This is a genomic window from Terriglobia bacterium, from assembly GCA_035712365.1.
Lineage (GTDB): Bacteria > Acidobacteriota > Terriglobia > UBA7540 > UBA7540 > SCRD01.
The window spans coordinates 61940-86886 of record DASTAW010000039.1; the positions used below are offsets into that span (position 1 = coordinate 61940).

The window sequence follows — 24947 nt, forward strand, 5'->3', positions numbered from 1 at the left end:
GGCCTGTTCACCCGCCAATTGCCGCCGGGTTCCGGTAGCCTGCTATTTCGGAGAAAAGTGGTTATTTCCTTTTAAGCATCATAGGATTGGTGGTGATGGCGCAATGGCCCTGCCTCCGGGGACCGCGCAGACTGCGCCCATCCATCAAAACTCCCGATAAGGAGCCCCGTATGCACGCAAAACTCTGGACTGACCTGTTTATTCCCGGCCTGCCGGTGATCGACAAGGTCCTTCGGGCTGTTATCGTGTACTTATTCCTGGTGGCGGCATTGAAGCTGGCCGGAAGGCGGCAACTGGCGCAACTGAATGCCTTTGACCTGGTTGTCCTTCTGACGATATCCAACACCGTTCAGAACGCCATCATCGGCAACGATAATTCCGTTACGGGCGGGTTGATCGGCGCCGCGACACTGCTGGGGGTCAATTACCTGGTTGTCCGGTTCGCGTTTGAGTATGACAGGAAGCGCCGCCGCATTCCTGACTCGGGAGTGGTTCTTATCGCAAGCGGCAGGGTTCAGCCGGAATCGTTGAAGAAGGAGTTGATCAGCATGGACGAGCTTAGAGAAGCCGCCAACCGCCAGGGTATCCCATCGCTCGGAGAGATTGAGCGGGCGGTGCTGAACCGGGACGGATCCTTCGCTTTTAAAAAGAAGAAAGACCGTGCGGAAGGCGCCGCCTATCAGGAAATTCTGAACCGGATTGACCATCTTGCCGAACAGATTGGCCGATGGCAGCCCGGCCAAGGGCCTGCGGGAAGTTGACCATGGCTAGCGGCGGACATACTCCGCGCCGTAAAGGGTGACGGCGCCGGTGGGCAGGCCCTGCACGCGAGCGATGCGGGCCGGCAGAAAGATGTTTCCGCCACCCGATGAGTAGGGAATCGCGATCTCGATTTGGCTGTCCTTTGGGTAGGGCCGGCGGCCTTCAAAGCAGAGGCCGCTTCGGGAAACATTGCGCACCCTGACCAGTTCCTCTCCCTCGCCGTTTTGGATGCAGGCTATGGTCCGCACATCGCGGCGCGGATCGCGGCGGTCTTCCTGACCGCTCCTGTCGGAGGATTCGGGGTCATCTGCCACGCCGGGAAGCGCCTCATAGGATTTTCTCCACAGGCAGGCGTCGGCGCAGCGCCGGCAAAAGCGCGACAAAGTCTCGCTGGATTCAAGCACTTCCAGCTCAAATCCGTCGAGATAGACCAGTTCGCGCGTACGGCAGGTGAGACATTCAAGAACAATTCTGCCCACTGATCCGGCCGAATCTCCTCTGGGCGGGAAGTTAATGCCCCAGGGTTGGGCCTCCGGCTCTAATAGCATGATCCCGTAAACGTTCTGCTTTGATTTTCCATTCACACGGGCCACCACGCGGGCCGATGCTTCCTTGCCTGTTTCAAGGCACCGAAGCGTAATCTCCTGGTCCGGCGCCAGGTTCTGCTTTAGGCGGACGCGCGCGCCAGTCTGGCTGACCACTTCGGTCCAGCCTTCGCACAGGAAAATGTCGCCAAAAAGATTGTTTCCGATCACCTCGACCGGCAAAGCAAGACTGATTCTCTCGCTCTGCCGTCCTCTTTGCTCAATCACAGCTTCTCTTCTTCCCCACAAGCGGGACCTCCAGGTTTATCAATCGCGGCAGCAAGCGCGTTGGCTCGACTCGCGAAGCCACGTCCGGCCCGGGAGCGCCGTGCGGCCTCGAGGCCGTGCGATTTTGATGTCTTTCTAGTTATCGGCAACGCCAGGCAATGCTTTAGAGCCTTCTTAACGCGGCCTCCTGGCATCGGCCGGCGGTTTCGGCAGGAAAGCGGAGACGGGCTCTGTACTTGATGACAAGCCACAGCCGCGGGGACCTGCCCCGCCGCCGGGTTTGCCTCGTGGATGTCTCGCGGAAATCCGTTTAGATTACAAATTGTATGTGTCAGAATGGGCGATTAAAATGAGATAAGGAATTTCCGATTGACAGCAGGGGCCGCGCGGCGGAACCGGGAAGGGGTGAATGATATGGCGAGAGCTACCCGAATCTCCAATGGGCAGGGTTGCCGCTCAGGCGGCCCAAGGACGACCCTTCTCATAATCCTCCTGGCTACGTTTGCGGTGCTCGCTGGAGGTCCCCCACGAGCGGCCGGGCAGTCGATTGGCGAATATCCGGGGTCTCCCACCCAAACCCAGCCGCAGCAATCTCCCACTCCCCAACGCAATCGGCTCCCTTCCGCGGAGCCGCCGGACATCTTCCCCAAACCCGGCGAGAAGCGGAAAAAGGCCATTCTGGATGATAACTTCAAGAAGTTGAAGGCGCACGCCCAGGACCTTGCGGACCTCGCCAAGTCACTCCAGGCTGAGATCGAAAAATCCAATGAAAACGTACTCTCCCTGGAAATCATCAAGAAGGCGGACGAGGCGGAAAAACTGGCCAGAAAGATCAAGAGCGAGGCCAAGGGATTCTAGCGAGGTTTGTCTGCCAGTTCTTTACAATGCCGCGATGTGGCACGGGCGTCCCGCCCGTGTTAGAACACCGCCAGGATGGCCGTGCCACGGCTTACTGGGCTGCGGCCTGGGCTTTTTCCTTCGCCCCAATGCGCATTCCATAGAACGAACGATACACAAAGTAATACGAGATGGCGAAGAACACCGCCGCCAGGAAATGCGTCAATCCCGATCCGCTGGTTGCCGTCAGCCGGACTGCGAGCTCCACGGCGAGCAGGCCGAACAGGGTCGTGAATTTAATGATCGGATTCAACGCCACCGAGGAGGTGTCCTTAAACGGGTCGCCAACTGTGTCGCCCACCACGGTCGCGTCGTGCAGGGGCGTCCCTTTTTCTTTCAGTTCCACTTCGACAATTTTCTTTGCGTTGTCCCAGGCGCCGCCTGCGTTGGCCATAAAGATGGCCTGGTAAAGGCCGAAGATGGCAATCGAGATCAGGTATCCGATAAAGAAGAAAGGATCAAAGAAAGCGAAAGCCAGGGTGACGAAAAACACCGAGATAAAGATGTTCAACATGCCGCTCTGCGCGTACTGCGTGCAGATGGCGACCACTTTCTTGCTGTCGCTCGCCGAGGCCCTTTCCACTCCTTCCAGGCGGATGTTGGCCTTGATGAACTCCACCGCGCGATAGGCGCCGGTGGTGACAGCCTGCGTTGAGGCCCCCGTGAACCAGTAGATGATGGCCCCGCCGGAAATCAGCCCCAGGACAAACGGCGCGTGGAGCAGCGAAAGCTTGTCCACGTTGGTGGTCAGGCCATTGGTCAGGGCCATGATGGTGGCAAAAATCATGGTGGTGGCCCCAACCACCGCCGTCCCGATCAGCACAGGCTTGGCCGTGGCCTTGAAGGTGTTGCCGGCGCCATCGTTGGCTTCCAGCATTTCCTTGGCCTGCTCGAAGTTCACCTCCATGTTGAAATCGCGCTTCACCTCCTGTTCCACATTGGGAACATGCTCGATGAGCGAGAGTTCGTAAACCGACTGCGCGTTATCGGCGACCGGGCCGTAGGAATCTACGGCAATCGTTACCGGCCCCATTCCCAGGAAGCCGAAAGCCACCAGCCCGAAAGCAAACACCGGCGCGGCCAGCATGATGTTTTCAAGGCCGTGCAAGCTGACCCACGAGCCGATGCTCATCAGCACCATCATCGTGAGGCCCAGATAGTAGGCGGAAAAATTGCCCGAAACAAAGCCGGACAAGATGTCGAGTGAGGCGCCGCCTTCGCGAGCCGAGGTCACCACCTCCTTCACGTGCCGGGCTTCGGTGGAGGTGAACACCTTGACGAGTTCAGGGATCACAGCGCCGGCCAGAGTGCCGCAGGAGACGATGGTTGAAAGCTTCCACCACATCGAGGGATCGCCGCCAAGGTCCGGAATGATGAAGGCCGAGCTTAGGTAGGTCAGGCCGATGGAGGCAATCGAGGTGAGCCAGACCAGCCAGGTGAGGGGCGCTTCAAAATTCATACTGGCGGCCTGCGCGTAACGGGCGCTGGAGAGTGCTCCGCTTACGTAGTAAGCAGCCGCTGCGGCAACCAGCATCACAACGCGGATGACGAAAATCCAGACCAGGAGCTGCACCTGAATAACGGGGTCTTTGACGCCCAGAAGGATAAACGTAATCAGCGCCACGCCCGTCACGCCGTAAGTTTCAAACCCGTCAGCGCTGGGGCCCACGGAATCGCCCGCGTTGTCTCCTGTGCAGTCGGCGATCACGCCCGGGTTGCGCGCGTCGTCCTCCTTGATCTTGAAGACGATCTTCATCAGGTCGGCGCCGATGTCCGCGATCTTGGTGAAGATGCCGCCGGCGATTCGCAGCGCCGCCGCGCCCAGCGACTCACCGATGGCGAAGCCGATGAAACACGGGCCGGCGTAATCGCCCGGAACGAACAGCAGAATTATCAGCATCATCAGCAGCTCAACGCTGATGAGCATCATCCCCACGCTCATGCCGGCGCGGACGGGAATCTTGTATACCGGATACGGCTTTCCTTCAAGGCTGGCGAACGCGGTGCGGGAGTTGGCAAACGTATTGACTCGGATGCCGAACCACGCAACACCGTAACTTCCTAAAATTCCCACCACGCTGAACAGCAGAATAATGAACACCCGGAACACCCCGTAGTGGAGCAGCACTCCGAAGTAGAGGATGATGATGGCGGCGATAAATATCCACAGGAGGAACAGGAACTTGCCCTGCTGGACCAAGTAGGTCTTACAGGTTTCCCAGATCAGCGAGGAGATGTCGGCCATGGCGCGGTGCACCGGAAGGTTCTTCAGCCGTTTGTACATGACGAGGCCGAACAGGAGGCCGAAGAAGCAGAAGAGGATGCCGAAGAGCAGCAGATTGTGTCCGCTGACTCCCAGGAAGTTGACCGTGGTGAAATCAGGAAGCTTGAGATTGGCTTCGCCAGCGGTCGTCTGTCCCGCCTGGGCAAAAGCGGTGGTTGCGCTGAGCAGCATCAGGGCGGCGCCAGCCATGTAAGCCCTGGCCACTCGGCGCGGCAGGGACTGGACGCCTGCGAGACCCTGCGCCACGGTCTCAGGCCACCTGCTCTCAATCGCCAGAACGAAACGCGAAAAACAGCGCGAAACACGCATAAAGAACCTCGGCCAGAACGGTAGTGAGACGGCGATTAGCAGCAGCAGCAGCAGCAGGCTCAACATCGGCAGAATTAATGAAACAGTCATTTTACTTCCTTCACGTCCGGCCGCATGGCGACTGAGACGGCAATCTCCCGGACAGCCTCAAATTTGGAAACCTAAGAAAAGCTGGGACGGCTACACAGACGGCCTGATCGTAAGTTGCTAATCCCTAGACTTATAGCACATGCCAAAAAACCGCGTCAAGCGGAGCCGTCGTGGCTTGTCGTCGTGGCTCCAAGGAGAGGTTGTTGATTGTCGAGATTGCGTGGTTGGTGACGGAAACGATATTTGAGCGGATCTCTCGCCGTCCCAATCGTTTACGGATGCGCCGCCCAGGCCATGCCGTCACAACCAGGCCCTGCATCAATCTTCTTCTCCACTTTCCAGGTGTGAAGATTGATGACTGCGATCTGCTTGCTGTGGTCGCAGGAGACGAAGGCAACTCCTCCATCGGGCCGCACCAGCACCTCCTGAGGCGCCGCCGGAACGTCAATGGTGTGAACAACTTTCCAGGTTTTAAGGTCAACTGCGGCAACCTGGTTCTTATTAATCACGGCAACTATCAGATAGCGTCCGTCCGGCGTGGGCGCCGTCCCGTAGCCGATGCCCGGAAGTTCCACCCAGTGCGCCACGTTGTGGCTGGCAGTGTCAACCACAGCAAGTCGGGGGCTGGTCTGGTCCGATGTAAACGCGTAGCGGTCGTCCATGGAAACGGAAATTCTCTGGGTCTCTTTGCTGATGGGGATGATAGCCAGCGTCTTTCGCCCGGCGACATCCAGCACCGAAACCGTTCCAGGGCCGACATTCGCGGTGTAAATGCGACGGCCGTCATGGGAAAACGCCAGCATGTGCGATTCGCGCTGGCCGGTGGGAATGGAGCCCACAACCTTGTTGGTCCTCGGATCGATGATGGTGATGGCGTCGGCCAGTTCCGTGGACACGTAAAGAAGCCCGTCAGCGGGAGAAAAATGGGCGCAATGGGGGCGCAGCGGACGCTCCAGACTGATGGTTGAAACCACCTTGCGGCTGGCAAGATCGACGACGTCAATGGTGCGGCCGTCGGTGCCCGGCTTGCCGACGCCGGAATTCCCATAGATGGGAACGTAGGCTGTCTTGCCGTCAGGCGATACGGCAACTTCGTGTGCGGTGAACCCGGTCTCGGTGATCGTGGCGATCTGCTTGCCGGCCGCCGGGTCCACAATCGCTAATGTGTTGTTGCCCTTGTTGTCCACCACCAGCAGCCCGCGCGCCGATGAGCGGGAGGGCGATCGGCCGGGAGTACCTAGCGCGATGAATGGAAGAAGCACAGCCATGCCTGCAAGTATGGAGGAAAACCGCGTGATCATCATGAGTTTTTCCCTCTTATTCCACGACAAAATTCATTTCTACACTGCCAAATGCCGCAGGAATTCAGTCGCCGACAACTGTTTGTTGGTACGGACAGGAAATTTTAGACTGCCCCAGATAAAAGCCAGAAACATTCGATGGCAAACAATTCCACGCCGAGCTATTCAACCTTCTGCCGCGCTGCCTCGCATTCGGCGCAGGGACAAAGCTCGCGCAGATAGTCAAACGTATAAATGCCGGTGGAATGCCCGTCGCTCCAGTAAATCTGCAGCGCGTAGCGCCCCACCAGTTCCGCCCTTTCCGGTTTCAGCGGGCCGGAGCCGAACATCGGCAGCGGGCCCGGGTCCAAGGACGCTACAGGGTTTGAATCCAGGCATGTAGCGCACGGGCAGCGGTCGCGAAGGTACCGGTACGAAAATGCGCTGTGATGTCCGTCCGCCCATTCGATCACCACTTCGTTGCCTTCGCCGTGCAGCCGGACCGTCCTGGGAGTTGAGACCACGTCCTCACTCTGTAATAATCTGCGGAACTTCTTCGCCGGCACGGCCCACCTGTGCCACCAGCGCCCTGGCCACGGCCTGGTAGACCTCGGCCAGTGGCGAATTCAGATCGAGCGCAATGGGCCGGCCCGCGTCGCTCTGAATCCGGATCGCCGGATCGAGCGGAATCTCGCCGAGAAAGGGGATGCCCAGCCGGTCCGCTGCCTCTTTCGCCCCGCCGTGACCGAAAATGTCCTCCCGGACGCCGCAATGCGGGCACACATAATAACTCATGTTCTCGACGATTCCAAGAATCGGAATGTTCAGTTTGTTGAACATGGCGATCGCTTTCCAGGCCACATCGAGCGCCAGATCCTGCGGCGTTGAAACAATGACGGCGCCGGTCAAGGGAATGGTTTGCGAAAGGCTCAACTGGATGTCGCCTGTCCCCGGCGGCAGGTCCATCACCAGGTAGTCGAGTTCGCCCCAGTTGACGTCGCCAAGAAACTGCTGGATGGTCTTGTGCAGCATGGGTCCACGCCAGATGATGGCTTCATCGTGGGGCAAAAAGTAGCCCATGGAGATGATCTTGATGCCCCATTCTACCGGCGGCTCGAGCTTGCCTTCCACCACGTGCGGTTCCTGTTTGCCGCCCATCAGGGAGGGAACGCTGGGGCCGTAAACGTCAGTATCCATCAGGCCGACTTTTGCCCCCTGTCGATTGAGCGCAACGGCAAGATTGGCCGCCACGGTGGATTTTCCAACACCGCCTTTGCCGCTGGCCACGGCGATGGTGGCCTTCACCCGGGGAATCAGGTTCGATTGCGTTTTCGGCGGGGCTGCTGACGGGGTGGCGATTTCGACTTCCACCCTCGGTGCGCCAATCGCCTCAACCGCCTTGCGAACGGCAGCGGCGAGCTGGGAATTAGCCTTCGGCGAGCCGGCAGTCTTCATCTCAATCACGATCACCGTTCGGTCAGACGCCACCTCGACGTCCTTAACGTATCCCAGCGTAACAATATCCTTGCGCTGTGCTGCGTCCTCGACGCCCTTCAGCGCCTCCAGCACCTGCTGTGGACTTACTCGATTGCTCATGGCTGCCCTCGGCTCTCGTTTTCGTTTGGCTTAAATAGCATTCTCAGGTGCGGGCAGGGAATTGTCAAACCGCGGCCGGCGCGCTACTGCGGCTGCCTCACCAAACGCGCAATGGCGTGAAGAAGGTCGTACTTGGTGAGGATTTCGTACCGGTGCTCGCCGAGGTCGATGAAGACCGCCGGGCAGTCGCGGGTGATGCAGGACGTAACCTGGTCAATAACAGCCGAGGGCGGCAACACCGGGAAGGCCTCGCGCATGGTTTCACGCACCGCGAGTTTTTTGAAATCCTTGCCCTGGAGCGTGAGGTCCAGAATGGCGTCTTCATAGAGGGCGCCGACGGGCGTGTCATCTTCAAAGACCGGAAGCTGCGAAAAATCGTGGATCTGCATGCGATCGAGCGCCTCGTCGAGCGAGTCCGAAGGCGCCAGTTTCACAAGCTCCCGCGGCTGGCCCATGGCTGCTTTTGCCTGCACCACGTCCGCTGCGGTCAGCGGAAGTCCCGATTCAAAGTAGCGGTTGTCCCGCATCCACTCGTCGTTGTAGACCTTGCTCAGATAGCGCATGCCGGTGTCAGGAATAAAGATCACCACAAAATCTTTCTCGCTGAGAGAAGGCAGGACCTTCATGGCCCCGGCAACGGCCGTGCCCGCAGAGCCGCCGGCAAAGATGGCCTCCGCGCGGGCCAGCTTGCGCGCCCAGAGGAATGAATCCTTGTCGTTCACCTGGACCACGTCGTCAATCACGCTGAAGTCGAGCGCCCTGGGCAGAAAGTCTTCGCCAATCCCCTCCACCTTGTACGTTTCCGCCTGGCGCCGAGTGCCTTTGTGAAAGAAATCGTGCAGGATCGATCCCATGGGATCGACACCAATAACCCTCACTTCCGGGTTCTGCTTTTTGAGATAGCGACCGATGCCCGTGATGGTCCCACCCGTTCCCATGCCGGCGACAAAGTGAGTGATGCGCCCTTCGCTGTCTTCCCATATTTCCGGCCCCGTCGAGGCAACGTGGGCGGCCGGATTGGCTGGGTTGTCATACTGGTTGGCATGGAAGGAGTTCGGGATCTCCCTGGCGAGCTTTTTGGCAACGGAAGTGTAACTCCGGGGGTCGTCCGGCGCCACGGCCGTGGGGCACACAATGACTTCGGCGCCCATGGCCTTCAACAAGTCGATCTTTTCCTTCGATTGCTTGTCCGTGATGGTGAAGATGGCCTTGTAGCCTTTGATGATGGCCGCCAGCGCGAGACCCATGCCGGTGTTTCCCGAGGTCCCCTCGATGATGGTGCCGCCGGGCTTCAATCGTCCGCGCATCTCCGCGTCTTCGATCATGGAGATACCGATCCGGTCCTTGACGCTGCCGCCGGGATTCAGGTAGTCGCACTTGGCATAGACCTGGGCCTTGAAGCCGCGTGACAGGCGGTTGAGCTTGATGAGGGGCGTGCGGCCAATGGCCTCCAGAATGTTGTTATATCGCATATCAACACTGCTCGATCGAAGGTTTCAAGCTATTATAACCCACTCCCTGTGAGGACGCGCGCGAGCAGTGGCGGGATGAACTCTGCTCCCTCCTGGATTGGAAATTGCGGAGGGAGCAGAGCGAATTGATCGAAAATGCAGGCGGAAAGCGGGCTAACGCCAGCGCACGCTGCGTTTCAGGACTTTGCCGGTGCGATGCTCTCCACGTGGATGGTGTTCGTGGCGGCGTCGAGAGACCCGGTCACGGTGACTTTCTGGGCGGCAAACTGCTCGGGCTTTTTCTGATCATCAAGCTCATACGTGGCCTTGGTTGCAGGGTTGTACAGAACATACTTGGCGCCCATCTTGGCGCACTCGAGGGTACACTCTTTGGCGTTCTTGATTTTTCCGCCCTGTAGCATCTGCTCGTGGCCGCCCATGCCCGCGCACATGCTGTCCATGATTTCACCCGAAAAGGTATGCGCCCCCGTTGCGGGCGCTGCGGCCTGGCTCTGGTCCGCTGGCGCGCTTGACTGTGAGCTGGTGTTGGAAGCTTGCTGATTGCAGGCGACTGTGAACAGAATCAGCGCTCCTGCCAGACTTAATGCAATCTTCTTCATCTTTACCCCTATCCTCCCGGCCCTGTTTCCCACCCGGAGGTCGGTGGTCAGGTCTATTCCGGGCCGATCCTGATTTGATATCCTTACATCCTCTCCCGATCTTTCCGGGGAGTCCAGCATAATTTTCAGCGTGGCAGCGCTTCCTCGCGATCAGCCTACTGGGCCACGCTCTTGATTTTGGCCAGCAGTTCACGCGCCTGGCCCTGCATGGAGTTTTGAATGGCGATGGCGTGCTGCAAAGCAGTCATAGCCTGGCGATGTTCCGGCGGATAGTTGGCCTCATACGAGTACCCGAGAAAGTAGTACGCCTGGCCTTGCAACTCCGGATTGGCGCTCAGCAGGTTGGCGGCCTGCTGCAGTTCCCTGATGGCGCCCGCCGTGTGGTGAGAGGCGCCGGTTTTTGCAAGAGCCAGATAGCCGAGCGTCAGGTGAGCCATGCCTTCCTGAGTGCTCTGTTGGGCCTTGAACGCCTCATCCGGCGCCCCCTCAGGTTTCTTGGCTTCCGGAATCAGCGTCAGGACCCTCCTGGCGTACTCCTCGGCCTTGGCCTGGTTTGTGCGGCGACGAAGGGCATAATCGTAGGAAACAAGATTGAGGACCTCGCTGTTGTTGGGGTCAGCGGCGATTGATTTTTCGCCGTAATCGTCGGCCTTTTCGGGCTGGTTGGCCTGTGTGTAGGCGATCGCCAGGCGATAGTTCAATTGCCCCGCTTGCTTCTGCGCAACATCGGGATAGACTTGAGCAAACAGCTCAAGCAGCTTGATCTGTTGGCTGGGGTCCGTGACGGTGGGCAGAAGCCGGAAGAATGCATAGGCCATGAAATCGGTGTTGCGTTGGGCGCGCTCCAAGGAGCTCTTTGTCGCGGCTTCATATTGGGCGTCACTTTCCGTGGGGGTCCGGGCAACAACGGATTCCGCCTTGACCTGTGCCGGGGCCTTCATTATCAGGTCAAAGGCCTCACTTCCGGCTTTGCCGCTTGCCATATAGGCCTGCAGGAGGTCCTCGATAAAGGACAGGTCCAGGTAACCGGCGGCTACGGCTTTCTGTCCGGCCGCAATGGCCTGGTCGTACTGCTTGAGCGCGACGTAGTTCTTTGTAAGAAGCTGCTCCGCGCAGGGCACGTAGGTGGAGTCTTGATGCTCCTGGATAAACTTTTCAAGTGCCGCCCCTTTGGCATTGGGATCGTCGCTCCCGTTCACGGCCAGCATGAGCTGGTCTTCAGGAGAATTGACGACGACTCTGTAGTCCGAGCAACTGTGGTCCTGCTGTGCGGCGATGGGCACGGACCACACCACGAGGCCCGCGAGCAGGACAGCCTGAAACAAGCTTCGCATGGGAACCTCCTGTTAGGATGAATTCCGTCATCTTAGCCGGAATCGGGAGAAACCGAGAGACGGTGCGCACGTAAGGTTCATATTCAGGACTGTATGGTTCCCGGAGTTCCCGCTCTTCCAACGGATTGACTATTAAATACAACAGGAGAGCGACGAATGCCAGCAGAAAAATTCCTGCGGCGGCGGTGAGAGGCCCAAAGGCAATTAAGGCCCTGCATAAGGCTGGCATACCTCGACCCACTGTTAGGCTGGCCCCGGCATATTCTTTCACCAAACCCGAACACCAGAGAGTAAAATGCCTGTTCTGAAGCTTGCGGGTCATCGGAGGAATGGCTATGCAGTTGTTCGCGTGGGAGTCGATGCGAAAAGAACAGATGAATGCCAGCATCTGGCGCAAGGTGGTGAACGGCGAAAAGATGACGATGGCGCAGCTCTCGATTGATAAAGGCGGCGTTGTACCTGTCCACCAGCATGAGAATGAGCAGATGAGCTACGTCGTTGAAGGGGCGCTGAAGTTTGACATCGCCGGGCAGGAGGTGATTGTCCGCAAGGGCGAGATCCTGCACATTCCTTTGAATGTTCCACACGGGGTCGTGGCGCTGGAAGATACGCTTAGTCTCGAGATCTTCGTTCCGGTCCGCCAGGATTGGATGACGGGCCAGGACGATTACCTGCGCAGGAGCTAGGTGAACGCGGTGTCACTGGCGTCCATCGCCGGCGCCGATCTGCCGGGGAGGGTCCGGTCGGCATGGCCCGCGGCTTTCTCACACAATAACGGAGAATGGGAAATGGATCTGGGACTTAAAGGCCGCGTCGCCATCGTGGCGGCATCGAGCCAGGGCCTGGGAAGGGCCGTGGCACTTGGCCTCGCGCGCGAAGGCGCAAAGCTGGCCATTTGCTCTCGAGGAGAGTCGAAGATCAACAAGGCGGCGGAAGATATCCGCCGGGAGACGGGCGTTGATATTCTGGCGCGCGCTGTTGACGTTACGGCGTATGAACAGGTGCGACGCTTTGTGGCGGAAACCCAGGAACGCTTCGGGCGCGTGGACATCTGCGTGACGAACGCCGGCGGGCCCCCGGCAAAACCTTTCTCCGAGACCAGCGTCGAGGACTGGCAGGCGGGCGTGAACCTGAACCTGATGAGCACGCTCTACTTTGTGCGCGAAGTGCTGCCCCTGATGCAGAAGCGCAAATGGGGCCGCCTGATCACGATTACTTCCTCGTCAGTGAAACAACCGATCGACGGTCTTGTGCTTTCCAATTCCGTGCGGTCAGCGGTTAGCGGGCTGGCGAAGACCCTTGCCAACGAATACGGGAAAGACAATATTCTGGTCACCAACGTCTGCCCGGGCTATACTCTTACCTCGCGGCTCGATGAACTGTCCGGCAGGCTGGCCAAGGCCGAAGGAGTCGATCCCGGCGAGATCCAGCAGCGCTGGGCGCGGCAGGTCCCGCTGGGGCGGCTGGGGAGCCCGGAGGAGTTCGCCAACATGGTGGTTTTTCTTGCCTCGGAGCGCGCCAGTTACATCACAGGCGTTTCCATCGCCGTCGACGGCGGCTTCGTCAAAGGCGTGTATTAAGCATAGATCCGCCGCTGGTAATCCTTTTATTTACTTGATTATGCAAGCCGGAACGCCACGCCCAAAATCCCACCGGCTTGTCGAATCGTTCTCTGACCCGTAGAATAGAGAATCGGGGGAGGGGCAATCAATGTTCGAAAAGGAGGAACCACCTTGCAGCCTTCGACTTCCAGAATCCTCATTGCCTCTCTGATTTGTGCCCTGACGTTTGTGTTTCAGGCTCCTTTGCTGGCGGCGACCCAGGACCACATCGTTTCACCCGCGGAGCTTCAGCAGGCTACCGCCTCCGCTGCCCGCTCGCGGCAGCAGAACATCGACAAAGTCGAGAAGTTTTTCTCATCTGCGCAGGCTGAAAAAGCCCTGAAATCCGCTCACCTCAATGCCGTTCAGGTCAAGAAAGCTGTTCCTACGCTGAACAACCAGGAACTGGCGCGGCTTGCCTCACGCGCCGATAAAGCACAGAAGGACTTCGCCGCCGGCGCCTTGACCAATCAGCAAATCACATACATCCTGATCGCGCTTGCCACGGCGGTCATTGTTATCATCGCGACTTGAGAGCTATGCGAGGCGTTATGCGGCCGGGCGCGTGGATACCGGCTCTGCTTCCAGCAGTGCTCTCCGGGGCTCTGGCGGCGGGCGCGGGACTCTGGCTGGACGTTCCCTTCGTCCGGCAGCAGGCCAACGGGTGCGGCGCAGCCTGCATCTCGATGGTGATGCAGTACTGGAGTAAGGATTCATCCGCCGCCCCCGCCGTTGACGCCGGCCGCATTCAGCAAGCGCTTTACCGCAAGCAAGCCAAAGGCATTTATGCCTCCGACATGGAGCGCTATTTCCGCGAGAATGGATTTCGCGTGTTTGCCTTTCGCGGCACGCCGGAAGACCTGAAGCACCATCTGGCCAAAGGACGGCCGCTCATCGTTTGCCTGCAAGACACTGGGCAATCCGGGCCGCTCCACTACGTCGTGGTGGTTGGGCTTGAAAGCCAGGACGGAGTTATTCTGGTGAATGATCCGGCGCAGCGAAAGCTCTTGAAGATGGACCTCAGGGATTTTGAGGCGCGATGGCGGCCGATGCACAACTGGACCCTGCTGGCGCTCCCCGAGCCGGCCCATTGAGAATCAGGCCGGCCATTTTCCTGCTTCTGCTGGCCCTGCCTCCAGCTTCACACGCTCAGAACGCCTGCCGCAGCGCTGCCGAACTGCAAAAGTTTACGGACCAAAGCGAGTGGAGCCACATCCTGGAGGCGACCGGCCAATGCCGAACCGAATCGGCGGATGAGGATTATTATCGCGGCCTGGCCTTCGCCGCGCTGGAGCGATGGACAGAAGCGCAGGCCGCACTTGCAGCCGGCGAAACGAAATACCCGCAGGACAAGCGTTTCCCGGAGGAGCTTGCCGGCGTTGCCTTCAAGCGGCAGCGCTTCCCGGAGGCGGAACGACACCTTCACCGCGCCTTGAAGCTTGACCCGCACGACCGCTACGCCATCAACTTTCTCGGAACTATCTATTTTCTTGGCGGCAACCTGGAAGCCGCCCTCAAATATTGGAACCGGATCGGCAAGCCCCAAATCAACCAGATCACGACGGACCCGCAACTTCGCATCGACCCGGCCCTGCTCGACCGCGCGTTCACCTGCTCGCCGGCCAGCGTCCTGACGCTGGAACAATATAGGACCACACTCGAGCGCCTTGGCCAGCTTGGAGTTTTCTCCGCGTATCGGCTTGACCTGGCGCCTGCGGCTGAAGGCTCGGAAAAGTTTGACCTGACTCTGAGCGTGGTGGAAACGAACGGCTGGGGCCGAAGCAAGGCTGGCACTATGATTTCAGTCTTGCGTGGCCTGCCGTATGAGACGGTTTACCCGGAGTTCTACAACCTTCGCCATTCCGCCCTCAACATCCATTCTCTTTTTCGGTGGGACAGTCAAAAGCGCCGCGCTTTTGTTTCTGTCTCTGCTCCTCTGGCTGGCAATCCCAAGTTTCGCTATCGCTTCTATGCCGACGGCCGCAACGAAAACTGGAACATCTCCCGTACTTTCATTCAGCCGGTCTTGCCGGTCGCCGCCTTCAACCTGGAAAAGTTGGAACTGGGCGCCGGGTTCGGGTCCATCGCCAGCGGCCGCTGGACGTGGGACCTCGGAATGAGTGTTTCTGACCGACGCTTTCGCAATCTGCCATCTGGCGCTTCCACTAGAGACCCTGTCTTGACCAATGGCGCTGCGGCGGAAGTCCGGGCGCGCAGCAATTACGCTCTCATCAGAATCCCGGAAAAGCGGTTCAGGCTTGACTCAGGCGCTCAAGCGGCGGTTGGCAATTTTTATGCCAAGGATTTCGGGCGCTTCGCCACGGTGCAAGGTTCGCTGGCGGCACACTGGCTTCCGCAGGCCCGCGGTGACGATTTTGAAATCGCGGAGGGATTTTACGCCGGCAAGACTTTTGGGCGAGTTCCTTTTGACGATCTTTTCATGCTCGGACTGGAGCGGGATAATAATCTGCCGCTCCGCGCGCACATTGGAACCGAAAATGGACAGAAAGGAAACGCGCCGCTGGGCCGCGACTATCTGCTCTCAAACTGGGAGGTCAACAAGGACCTTTACACCAACGCCTGGATCGAGCTGCGGCTGGCGCCGTTTTTGGATACGGGCAGGGCCTACGACCGCCAGGACGGCTTTGGCTCCCGCCAGTGGCTCTGGGACACGGGGGCATCGCTCAAGCTGAAGGTGCTGGGCGGTGTCGCCCTCGTATTCACTTATGGAAAGGACCTGCGCACAGGCAGAAACACTTTCTACTTCACCACCACGCGCGAAGGTGGAGCATCGTTCCTTCCTTAGCGCGTTACCCGGACGTTCCCCTCTGGAAGATTCGGCGGGCAAGAAAGTCCGGGGATTTTTCCTATCCCTCATCAGTCGAGCGGACTTTTACGCCCGCAAGTTCTTCAAGGAAGGTTATGACGGCGGCGTAATCCAGATCGCCTTTGCCCTGCGCGCGCGCGGAAGCATATACCTCCTTGACGGCCGCGGTTACCGGCATCGGCACGCCCGCCGCGAAGGCTGCTTCCATGGCCAGCGTAACGTCTTTGTGCATCCACTTGAGAGGGAAGTAGGGCGTAAAATCGCCTTTGAAAATGAACGGCGCCTTGAAGTCCGTCAGCGCGGCGCGGGCCAGGCTGTTCTGCACGATCTCCATCATCACCTCCGGCCGCACGCCGGATTTTGCAGCCAGCACAAACCCTTCGCAGAAAACTTCAATCATGGTGGATTGGATGACGTTCTGCGCCAGCTTGGCGGAAAGGCCCGCCCCATGCGCACCGCAATAGATATGCTTTTTGCCCAGCACTTTCAACAACGGCAACGCCCTCTCGAACGTCTCCCGCTCGCCGCCGATCATGAAAGTCAGTTCGCCTTTCTCGGCGCCCTGTTTGCTTCCCGTGACCGGGGCATCCAGGAAGTTCGCTTTCTTCCCGGCCGTTGCGCAGGCCAGTCTGCGGCTGACCACGGGGCTAATGGTGGCAGAATCGATCACGATGGCGCCGGGCTTCAGCGTCTGGAGAACGCCCTCTTTGCCCGCGATGATTTCGTCGGAAGCTGAGGAATCGCTGACGATACTCATTACGAAGTCGGCGTTTCGGGCAGCCTCTGCGGGGGTCGAGGCCACGCGGGCCCCGGCCCGCTCGAGAGGCTGGGTCTTTTTGTGAGTCCGGTTGTAGACGCTGACCTGATAATCGGCCTTGACCAGATTCAACGCCATGGGCTCGCCCATGATCCCCAGACCAATGAAGCCAACGGATTCTGCCATCGGATGCCTCCCTCAGATTCGGAACACTTGCAATTTCCATCTTCGTCGATCGCAAGATTCTGTCTTGCAGGACACGCCTGCAATGTTATAAGTCGCCGAAATCCAGCCAAAGACGAACGTCGCGAACGTTGTTGTCGGTGTACCCCGTATCGAGTGTATCACCGAGAGTGCAGAAGAAATGATAGGCGTCGCTCTCGGCCATGTACCATTCCGCATCGAGTCCCCGCGCCCGGGCCCGGGTGATGGTTTGCCCGTCGGCGACCGCTCCGCTCGCCGGACTGTTGCCATCGCGGCCGTCGGTCCCGGCACTCAGCACTACCCGGTTCTGATTTTCTATTTTCTGGGCGGCGTATAGAGCAAATGCCTGGTTGCGTCCACCCATCCCCAAACCCGTCACCTCGCAAGTGACTTCTCCGCCCACCACCAGCGCAACCGGCCGCCCCGGATGCTCCGCGGCCAGCGCGTCCAGGGCTTCCACATTTCTGTCCGCGACCTCGCGATAATCCCGGTCCCATTCGCCGGAATCGACTTCGCAAATAAAGCCTTCCCGCTCCAGCGCGGTTTTTGCGGCGTCAACGGCCTCGCGGTTCGAGATCAGGCATACGTATTCAGAGTTTTGGAAGCATGCGTCTCCTGGCTTGGGTGTTTCCCGGAGTGTGTGTTCCTTGAAGCGTTTGCCAATCGACTGAGGGAGTCTTGGGACCCGAATGTTTTCCTCCGCCAGCCTGTAGCATTCCTCGACCGTGGAGTCGTCGGGCATGGTGGGTCCCGATGCCACCATCGAAGGCCGATCGTCCGGCACGTCGGAAACATATAAGGTCAACTGCCCGGCGGGATGCGCGGCCTCGGCCAACCGTCCGCCTTTCACCGCCGAGACGTGCTTGCGCAGGATATTGATCTGCTCGATGGGCAGGCCGCAGTTGACCAGCACCCGGTTGAACTCGACCAGATCTTTCAGCGACACGTCGGGATCCATGGGCTTTTCAAACAATGCCGACCCGCCACCCGAAATCAGAAAGATCAGCAACGCATCGCGCCCCACTGTGAAGACCAGTTCGAGCGCGGCATTGGCGGCGGCGATGCTGTCCGGGTTAGGGTATGGATGCCCCCCTTCAAAGTAATGGAAGTTCTTCAGCCTCGACGCCGGAATGGCGGGCGCGACCACGATGCCGGAAGCGATTCGCCCGCCGAGAATCTCGTCCATTGTCGCGGCCATTCGAACAGCCGCCTTGCCAAGGGCAATCACGTGGGGCGGCCGCGTGAGCGGGACGACGGTATCTCCGGCAAGAAGGGTCTCGCTGGAGAAAGTCAGCCTTTGCAGCATTGTTTTGTGAAGATCGATGGCGGCGATGACCTCGTGAAAAACGTGACGGGCAATCGCCTTGCCGCGTTCGTGTGAAGGAGAGGTGGAACCCGGAATTTCATTTTGAACGCTCATCTTGCCCCTGGCGCACCTTCTCCCTTCTGCTTTCCAACACTCGATGCAAATGTTCATTATTGAGAAGCCGGACGCGGATAGCAAGTGGAGGTTGCACCAGTGCGGCTTGCCGGTGAGGTCATGAATAGATTTCAGGATTCACAACGTTCGCAGGCCGCTCGCCGGCAAGCATGGCCAGAAGATTTTTCACAGCGAGAGTTGCCATCCTGAGGCGCGTTTCACCCGTGGCGCTGCCGATGTGAGGAGCCAGGACTACATTGTCCAGCTTAATCAGATTCGAATTGACGCGCGGCTCGCTTTCAAAGACGTCCAGCCCCGCGCCGGCGATCTTTCTGCTGCCGAGGGCCTCTGCAAGAGCCTCCTCGTCCACCACGGACCCGCGCGCTGTGTTAACAAGAATGGCGTTGCTCTTCATCAGCCTGAGCGCCTTTCCGTCGATGATGTGGCGCGTTTCGGGAGTCAAGGGAACGTGAAGGCTGACGTAATCAGACTCGCGGAGGAGGGTTTCAAGGTCCGCATGGACGGCGTGCAATTCGCGCTCGACGCTTTCGGCGGCCGGGCGGCGCGCGCAGTAGAGAATCCGCATGGAAAAGCCGCGCCCTCGGCGCGCCACTGCCTGGCCGATCCCGCCAAAACCCACCACGCCGAGCGTTTTGTGATGAACGTCCATCCCGTGGAGCAGCCCCCATTGCCAGCGTTCCCACCGGCCCTCGCGAACATAACGGTCGGCCTCGATGGCGCGGCGTGCCGTGGCCAGCAGGAGCATGAAAGCAAGATCGGCCGTCGTCTCTTCCAGCGAACCGGCGGTGTTGGTGATGGGAATCCGCCGGCGGTTGCAGGCTGCAACGTCAATGTTGTCGTAGCCAACGCCGCAGTTTGAGACGGCCCGCAGCCTCGGAGCCGCCAGCAAAACCTCCTCACTAAGCCGCGCGGAGTTAACCAGAATTCCTTCTATATCGCAGCACTCTTCAGCAAGCTGAGATGTGGGAATGGCCGCATCTTCAGCATAGCTTCGCACCTCGCATGTGCTCGACAGCAGTTCCAGCGCAGACGCAGGCAGCGGGCGCGTGACAAACACTTTTGGCTTCATAATCCCCTTCAGGTTTCAGCAGGGTGGTCGAGTGGTTTGATAACATGCCGGGCCTGGATCCGTCAACCGGTCGCGCGGGCTGCCGCCGTCAGCGCAAGATTGTGGTGCGGTTTGATGGCTGTGATGTTTCGTTCCTGATGGCGTGGATTACTTCGTGCCAGATGACGTGCGCGGTTATAATGGACGCCCGGATTGCCATGCCACATCATGCCGACACCGAATCTCTGCGGGCGCTCCAGTACGAGATCGAAACCTTTATCCAGTCGCTCGCTCATCCCGTGGTGGTTGAAGACGAAGTCGAACTATTCGACCTGGCCTCGGCCAGTTGGAAGTTGAGCATCCAGTTCGAGAAGCTGCTTTTTGAAGCCTGGAACCCGTCCCGTACGCTGGCGCGCCGGGTTGAGGAAGTTGCCTATCGCGATGGGGACCGCTTGGGCGTCTTTGTGCGAAAGCCGCACGCCCGGGAAACGTCAGTGGTTGAATTTCGCGAGCTTCATCCGAAGCAGCGCAAGGGCCGTGACACCGGGCGGAGTACGTTTCGACAAGAATTCGTCGCCATGCTCAAACAGGAATTTCAGGGCTGGCGGCTGGAAAACATCAGCAACCGTTCTGACCGCGAGCATTCGTTTTCCACGTGGTACACGCGCGGATTGGCGCGGCAGGGCCGGACCGGCTGCGCTTTCATCGGACTCAGCAAGGCGGAACCACCCGCCGCGGCTGATGCGGCGATGGCGTTCGGCCTGATCTGGCTCGACTGGCTGCGAAGCCGTTCGGACAGGACCGCCGTGCCCAGGCTTCGTCTTTATTTGCCCAGGGAGGCCGTTGAACTGAACGCGCAACGCGCGGCCGCCGTCAACCGTCGGGCCGTACAGCTCGAAGTGTTCGAATGGAACGGCGGAAACGAACGGCCGGCGCTGGTGGATCTTGAGACCGCCGGTGACGTCACGACGCGGCTTATTCTCCACCGTCCGAATGAAGCTCTGGTCGAACGCCACCGCGAACTTTTGCGCGGCGTGCTGAACGGCGACGTTGATCGTCTGACGATGGCTGCGGACACTTCCGGGAGGTTCGTTTCGGCGCGCGTGGCGGGCCTGGAAATTGCGCGCATTGAAGGTGACCTTTCACCGAAAATCTACTTCGGGCTGGAGGGAAGTGTTCGCAGATTAAACGAAAGCAACCACGATGGCTTTCGGGACTTCGTTTCCCGCGTGCTCGACCGACGCAGCGCGGGGAGCGAGGATGCCGCCGACGAATTCTACCGGCTGCAGTCAGAGCGCTGGCTGGAAAGCATGCTGGTCAGCGACATCACCCGAATCGATCCCTCGTTTTCCCCGGAGTTTGTTTATTCGCAGGTGCCGGCATTCTCACGCACCGACCGCGGCGTGATCGACATCCTGTCGGTGACGCGCGACGGCCGGCTGGCGGTGATCGAGCTGAAGCTTGAGGAACAGATCAACCTGCCGTTCCAGGCTCTCGATTACTGGCTGCGCGTGGAAAAGCTGCGGCAGGAAGGGAAATTCCAGCAGTACGGATATTTTCCGGGCATGGCGCTTGCAGACGCAAAGCCGCTGCTATATTTGGTCGTGCCGGCCTTCAGGTTTCATTCCACAACAACGCGAATGCTTCATTACCTGGACGCGTCCGTTACTGTGATGCAGATCGGAATCAACGATCAGTGGCGCCGCGGCATCAAGATACTGTTCAGAAGGGAATTGCGCTCAGGCGTTTGAGGTGCGCAGACCGTCGCGCTGCACGCGCCATGAAACGCATCTCGCGAAAGGGATCGGCTTCAGAAGGTCCGGTCGGAATCAAGAAGCAGAGTCACCGGACCGTCGTTGACCAGATCGACCTCCATCATGGCGCGGAATTTGCCGGTTTCAACCTTGACGCCGAGGGCCCGAAGCGAATCGACAAACGCCAGGTAGAGGGGAAGCGCGGCATCCGGCGCAGCAGCGCCAGCGTAGCTCGGCCGGCGGCCCTTGCGGCAGTCGCCGTAGAGCGTGAACTCAGAGACCGCAAGCACTGAGCCAGCCGCCTCACGGATGTCGAGGTTCATCCGGCCCGCCTGGTCGTCGAAGATCCTTAGGCGCACGATCTTGTCGGCCATGGCTTTGCCGGCCTCTGGCGTGTCCTCCCTGGCAATGCCGACCAGCACCACCAGGCCAAGGCCGATCCGCCCGATCACCTTGCCTTCTACACGAACTTCCGCTCTTCTCACCCGCTGCACGACCGCCCGCATAGCCGACGCTCCTTCACCGCAGCCGAGCCCATTGTACCGAACCCGCCTGCCTTTGTAATGCCTGCCGAACCGGCGCACCACGGCCGAAAACCGTGCTGTGCAACTTTTACTCGGTGTACCTTAACTGAGCATTTATTGGAAAAACCTTAGAATCGGCTCTGATCTTAATTTTGTAAGTTGCTGAGCCCGAGCGGCTTATAAACTTTCGTCCCAAACGTCTCAAACGTCCCCATCGTCCCATTTTGAGGGGTTAGGCTTGATTTGTGGATGGGACACAGGCTAGGCCACAGGGCTTGGCGGCATGAAAAGGGTCCCGCGCGATTTGGGGGAGGTGTGTCTTGGAGACGGAAGCGAACATTGTGAACGCGCAGCCGCAGCCCGGCCTGGCGAGTCCCGCGGCTCCGGCAGTCCCGAGTCTTCCCGCCGAGCGCGGCCTGGTCCAGCGGGTGTTTGAGCGCTGCAATGAGGCGATAGCCGACGCCTGCGGGCGCTCATCGGTGCCGGAGGAATTTCTGGGCGCGCTGGCGGCGAACGAGAGCGGCGGCGTCGCTGATGCCACGCGTTTCGAGCCCGCGGTTTACCGGCATCTTGTGGCGGTGGCGCAGGGCCAGTCGCCTTCTTACGGAAGCATCAACGTGACGGACCTCGACCGCGAGGTCAGCCGGCTGCTGCCCGCCAACGACGCCGCGCTGCATGCGCGTTACATGACGCGGGGATTTGCCGAGATTCACTCCGGCGTGGTGCAGAAAGCGCCGGACGCCGCGCTGCGCGAGCTTGCCACTTCCTGGGGTTACACGCAGATCATGGGTTACCACATGGTGGGCCGGCCGGGCGGGGTCCGCCAGTTGCTCGATCCGCATTTTCATTTCCGCATGGCGATCTGGCTGCTGTCGGAGTTTGCCGTCGATTTCCATCTCGACCCCGCGAACGATTTCGCCGGGATGTTCTGCTGCTGGAACACGGGCCGCCCGCACGGCCGCACTTACGATCCCGGCTACGTGGCGAAGGGGCTCGGCCGCATGGAGATTTACCGCCAGCTCCGGCAAATCCAGCCGGCCGCGCGATAGGGCCCAGGCCACCAGCAACATGCAGGGCCGGTTTTAACTGTTTGGTTAACACAAAAGGAGGAGCAGAGATGATGCACATCGTGATGTTCCTGGTGGGATTTACGGCAGGGCTAATTTTGGCCGGAATTTTTGAGCAGCGCGCGGTCAGGGAAATCCTGAACCTTCGCACTTACCTGCGCGCCGAACTCCAGCGGCTGGCGGCAAGGCTGTAAGGCAATTATGAATTGTGAATTATGAATCAGGCAGCAGATTAGTGATTAGTGAATAGCAGATGCGCTGCAAATCGCCAATCGCCAATCGCCAATCGCAATTCTTGTTCCCCGCCCCGGCGGACAGCGGCTGCAGAAGAAGGAAGAACGATGCGTGAATACGTCAGACAGCTCTTTTCTGAATCCGGTGAGGCAAGTTTCGGGCGCACCGGATCATTTTTCGGCCTGGTGCTGGGATGTGGCTGGATTTCCTATCTGGTCTGGACCACCCACCATCTTCCGGACCTCGAAGGGCTGACGGTCTTCATTTCCACGCTCTACGGACTCAGCAAGACCGGCGAGACCGTGCAGCGCGTGATCGGGAAGAAGAATTGAACCATTGGCTCATTGAGTCATTGAACCATTGACTGATTTCCTGATTGAGCCATTTGAAGACTGGACATACAGCGCATCGGCGATGGTCTGGGAAACCGGGCGATGAGCCAACAAGATCAGCAATCAGGAAATGAATCAATCAGCCAATGAACCAATCAGTCAACGAGTAAATCGGGTGAATGAGTCAATCAGGAAATGAATCAATGAGCCAATCATTCAATTGTCTGATTCGTCGGGTCCCTGGCCGGTTTTGGTTTGCCGTGGGGGGATGCCTGCTGGCGGCGTTCTGGGTGCAACAGCACGACGCGCGAATTCGCCAGCAGGCGGGGCTTCAGCAGTTGCGGAACGAAACTTCCGCGCAGGTGGCCGCGCTGCGCCGGCAGGCGGCTGAGGACGTGCGACAGGCCAACGTCACGAACGCCGAGGCCGTGGCGAAACTTGAGCAGCGCCGGCAGGAAGCCGAGCAGCAGGACCGGCAACTGGCCGCGCAGCTCGACCGTTTGCGCAAGCAGGCGCAGATCCAGGCTGACGAGGTGGCCACCCTTCCTATATCGGAAATAGTGACACGGGTGGCCGCCCAGCTTGGGTTGAAGGCGGAAGATGTTGCCGCAGGGGAAGGAGCGTTCGCACGCAAAGGCGCGAAGGCGCAAAGGAAATTACAAATTATGAATTATGAATTACAGACCCCTCACCCGGTCCCGCCAGGCGCGTCCACCCTCTCCCCTCGGAGAGGGCTTGCGTCTGCCACGTCTGTGCCGCGTGAGGAGCAAAGCACCGCAGAAAATCGGAGAGGGCCTGGCACCGCACAAGCCGCAGACATCGCAAAAGGCGCGATATCTGCGCCACCCATGAATTACGAATTACCGGAAGCTGGGTCTTCCGCAGACATCGCAAAAGGTGCGATATCTGCGCCACCCGGCGTGACGACAGCCGCGGGAGGGCAGAGCCCTCCCCTACAAAACCAGGCGTCGCTGGCGCTCACTGCTTCCGGGGCGCGCAAGGTTGAAGCGTCGCTGGTGGCGCTCGATGCCTGCCGCGCGAAGAGCGATATCCAGGCCCGCCAGGTCTCGAATTGCCAGGCCCGGGCCGCGGCCGATGAAGCTGCCATCGCGCGCCTCAACGGTTCAGTGGCCAGCCTCAACCAGGCCCTCCAGGCGAAGGACAAAGTCCTTGTCGAGCAGCAGAGCGAGTACAAAGCGGAACTGCGCGCCGCCCGAGGCACTTTTCTGGGCCGCCTGGCCCGCCTGACCGAGCACGTGGCCATCGGCGTAGGGGTGGGCGTGGCGATTGGAGTGGCGGTGAAATGATGCCCCAGGACTTTGCGCACATGGCGATGTGGTGGGGACCGGGCATGCTGCTTCTGCTCGCCCTCAGTTACGGATTCCTGCGCCTGGCGCAGGTGTGGATGGAGCGCACGCTCGACGCCAGACGCCGCCAGATGGAGGGCCTGTTCGGCATGGCGGAGCAGTATGTGAAGCAGTTCCTCAATGCGCAGTTGGCGCAGGCCGAGGCGCTTTCAAGGCTGGCCTCGAGCGTCGAGCAGAGCGACTCGCGCGACAGCATGGAACACCAGCAGATCCTGATCGCGCTGCGGGCCATGCACGGCGAGATCAAAGAATTGATTCATTGAAGGATTGAATCATCGGCTCATTGATTTATTGACTGATTTTCTGATTGCTCCATTGCGCTGCTGGGCAAAGCAGCGCACCGGCGGTTTTAAAGT

25 protein-coding genes are annotated in these 24947 nt (G+C 59.4%); 13 read left to right on the forward strand and 12 right to left on the reverse strand.

Features of this window, described 5'->3' with window-relative positions; all coding sequences use genetic code 11:
* The first annotated feature begins 170 nt into the window (after positions 1 to 170).
* On the forward strand, positions 171 to 761 hold the full coding sequence (locus VFQ24_11545; GenBank protein ID HET9178980.1) for a YetF domain-containing protein: 591 nt from the start codon (positions 171 to 173) through the stop codon (positions 759 to 761).
* 6 nt (positions 762 to 767) lie between these two features.
* On the opposite strand, the gene VFQ24_11550 is transcribed toward VFQ24_11545, so the two are convergent.
* On the reverse strand, positions 768 to 1574 hold the full coding sequence (locus VFQ24_11550) for a PilZ domain-containing protein (GenBank protein ID HET9178981.1): 807 nt from the start codon (positions 1572 to 1574) through the stop codon (positions 768 to 770).
* Positions 1575 to 1988: 414 nt separating this feature from the next.
* Here VFQ24_11550 and VFQ24_11555 point away from each other — a divergent pair, with 414 nt between their 5' ends.
* Positions 1989 to 2432 carry a hypothetical protein gene (locus VFQ24_11555; GenBank protein ID HET9178982.1) on the forward strand — a complete coding sequence of 148 codons (444 nt, stop codon included), beginning with the start codon at positions 1989 to 1991 and terminating at the stop codon, positions 2430 to 2432.
* A gap of 91 nt (positions 2433 to 2523) precedes the next feature.
* Here VFQ24_11555 and VFQ24_11560 read toward each other — a convergent pair whose 3' ends face one another.
* The 7 genes from VFQ24_11560 to VFQ24_11590 all read right to left on the reverse strand — a co-directional run bounded on the left by VFQ24_11560 (position 2524) and on the right by VFQ24_11590 (position 11435).
* Positions 2524 to 4926 carry a sodium-translocating pyrophosphatase gene (locus VFQ24_11560; GenBank protein ID HET9178983.1) on the reverse strand — a complete coding sequence of 801 codons (2403 nt, stop codon included), beginning with the start codon at positions 4924 to 4926 and terminating at the stop codon, positions 2524 to 2526.
* 500 nt (positions 4927 to 5426) lie between these two features.
* Positions 5427 to 6458, reverse strand: coding sequence for a cytochrome D1 domain-containing protein (locus VFQ24_11565; protein ID HET9178984.1), 1032 nt, complete (start codon positions 6456 to 6458; stop codon positions 5427 to 5429).
* Between the two features lie 158 nt (positions 6459 to 6616).
* Positions 6617 to 7000, reverse strand: coding sequence for a DUF971 domain-containing protein (locus tag VFQ24_11570; GenBank protein HET9178985.1), 384 nt, complete (start codon positions 6998 to 7000; stop codon positions 6617 to 6619).
* Positions 6963 to 8030: an Mrp/NBP35 family ATP-binding protein gene (locus VFQ24_11575; protein ID HET9178986.1), complete on the reverse strand. Its 1068-nt coding sequence runs from the start codon at positions 8028 to 8030 to the stop codon at positions 6963 to 6965. The genes VFQ24_11570 and VFQ24_11575 overlap by 38 nt, the downstream gene beginning before the upstream one ends.
* Before the next feature lie 83 nt (positions 8031 to 8113).
* Complete coding sequence (locus VFQ24_11580) at positions 8114 to 9502, reverse strand: pyridoxal-phosphate dependent enzyme (GenBank protein ID HET9178987.1); 1389 nt, start codon at positions 9500 to 9502, stop codon at positions 8114 to 8116.
* Between the two features lie 176 nt (positions 9503 to 9678).
* The gene (locus tag VFQ24_11585; protein HET9178988.1) at positions 9679 to 10101 is read right to left on the reverse strand and encodes a DUF5818 domain-containing protein; all 423 of its coding nucleotides are present in this window, start codon (positions 10099 to 10101) and stop codon (positions 9679 to 9681) included.
* A gap of 155 nt (positions 10102 to 10256) precedes the next feature.
* Positions 10257 to 11435 carry a hypothetical protein gene (locus VFQ24_11590; protein ID HET9178989.1) on the reverse strand — a complete coding sequence of 393 codons (1179 nt, stop codon included), beginning with the start codon at positions 11433 to 11435 and terminating at the stop codon, positions 10257 to 10259.
* 335 nt (positions 11436 to 11770) lie between these two features.
* On the opposite strand from VFQ24_11590, the gene VFQ24_11595 reads away from it, so the two are divergent.
* From VFQ24_11595 to VFQ24_11615, 5 genes are all read left to right on the forward strand, one after another.
* Entirely contained in the window at positions 11771 to 12121 is a 351-nt protein-coding gene (locus VFQ24_11595) for a cupin domain-containing protein (GenBank protein HET9178990.1), read from the forward strand.
* Positions 12122 to 13015 carry an SDR family oxidoreductase gene (locus tag VFQ24_11600; protein ID HET9178991.1) on the forward strand — a complete coding sequence of 298 codons (894 nt, stop codon included), beginning with the start codon at positions 12122 to 12124 and terminating at the stop codon, positions 13013 to 13015. It begins immediately after the preceding gene.
* 153 nt (positions 13016 to 13168) lie between these two features.
* Positions 13169 to 13570, forward strand: coding sequence for a hypothetical protein (locus VFQ24_11605; GenBank protein HET9178992.1), 402 nt, complete (start codon positions 13169 to 13171; stop codon positions 13568 to 13570).
* Between the two features lie 5 nt (positions 13571 to 13575).
* Positions 13576 to 14130, forward strand: a complete 555-nt coding sequence (locus VFQ24_11610) for a C39 family peptidase (protein ID HET9178993.1) — start codon at positions 13576 to 13578, stop codon at positions 14128 to 14130.
* Positions 14127 to 15842, forward strand: coding sequence for a tetratricopeptide repeat protein (locus VFQ24_11615; GenBank protein ID HET9178994.1), 1716 nt, complete (start codon positions 14127 to 14129; stop codon positions 15840 to 15842). The genes VFQ24_11610 and VFQ24_11615 overlap by 4 nt, the downstream gene beginning before the upstream one ends.
* Before the next feature lie 61 nt (positions 15843 to 15903).
* Here the strand turns inward: VFQ24_11615 and VFQ24_11620 are convergent, their stop codons facing one another.
* From VFQ24_11620 to VFQ24_11630, 3 genes are all read right to left on the reverse strand, one after another.
* The gene (locus VFQ24_11620; GenBank protein ID HET9178995.1) at positions 15904 to 16806 is read right to left on the reverse strand and encodes an NAD(P)-dependent oxidoreductase; all 903 of its coding nucleotides are present in this window, start codon (positions 16804 to 16806) and stop codon (positions 15904 to 15906) included.
* A gap of 85 nt (positions 16807 to 16891) precedes the next feature.
* On the reverse strand, positions 16892 to 18244 hold the full coding sequence (locus VFQ24_11625) for a DUF4147 domain-containing protein (protein ID HET9178996.1): 1353 nt from the start codon (positions 18242 to 18244) through the stop codon (positions 16892 to 16894).
* Between the two features lie 118 nt (positions 18245 to 18362).
* Positions 18363 to 19334, reverse strand: coding sequence for a D-glycerate dehydrogenase (locus VFQ24_11630; protein ID HET9178997.1), 972 nt, complete (start codon positions 19332 to 19334; stop codon positions 18363 to 18365).
* Positions 19335 to 19378: 44 nt separating this feature from the next.
* Here VFQ24_11630 and VFQ24_11635 point away from each other — a divergent pair, with 44 nt between their 5' ends.
* Positions 19379 to 21064, forward strand: coding sequence for a hypothetical protein (locus VFQ24_11635; GenBank protein HET9178998.1), 1686 nt, complete (start codon positions 19379 to 19381; stop codon positions 21062 to 21064).
* Between the two features lie 59 nt (positions 21065 to 21123).
* Here VFQ24_11635 and dtd read toward each other — a convergent pair whose 3' ends face one another.
* A complete protein-coding gene (dtd, locus tag VFQ24_11640) occupies positions 21124 to 21573 on the reverse strand; it encodes a D-aminoacyl-tRNA deacylase (GenBank protein HET9178999.1) in 450 nt (149 codons plus the stop codon).
* A gap of 338 nt (positions 21574 to 21911) precedes the next feature.
* Between dtd and VFQ24_11645 the strand changes: the two genes are divergently transcribed.
* From VFQ24_11645 to VFQ24_11665, 5 genes are all read left to right on the forward strand, one after another.
* Positions 21912 to 22640 carry a hypothetical protein gene (locus VFQ24_11645; protein HET9179000.1) on the forward strand — a complete coding sequence of 243 codons (729 nt, stop codon included), beginning with the start codon at positions 21912 to 21914 and terminating at the stop codon, positions 22638 to 22640.
* 68 nt (positions 22641 to 22708) lie between these two features.
* Positions 22709 to 22852, forward strand: coding sequence for a hypothetical protein (locus tag VFQ24_11650; protein ID HET9179001.1), 144 nt, complete (start codon positions 22709 to 22711; stop codon positions 22850 to 22852).
* Positions 22853 to 22999: 147 nt separating this feature from the next.
* On the forward strand, positions 23000 to 23224 hold the full coding sequence (locus VFQ24_11655) for a hypothetical protein (protein ID HET9179002.1): 225 nt from the start codon (positions 23000 to 23002) through the stop codon (positions 23222 to 23224).
* Positions 23225 to 23427: 203 nt separating this feature from the next.
* Positions 23428 to 24531, forward strand: a complete 1104-nt coding sequence (locus tag VFQ24_11660) for a hypothetical protein (GenBank protein ID HET9179003.1) — start codon at positions 23428 to 23430, stop codon at positions 24529 to 24531.
* Positions 24528 to 24854, forward strand: coding sequence for a hypothetical protein (locus tag VFQ24_11665; GenBank protein ID HET9179004.1), 327 nt, complete (start codon positions 24528 to 24530; stop codon positions 24852 to 24854). The genes VFQ24_11660 and VFQ24_11665 overlap by 4 nt, the downstream gene beginning before the upstream one ends.
* Positions 24855 to 24947 lie beyond the last annotated feature (93 nt).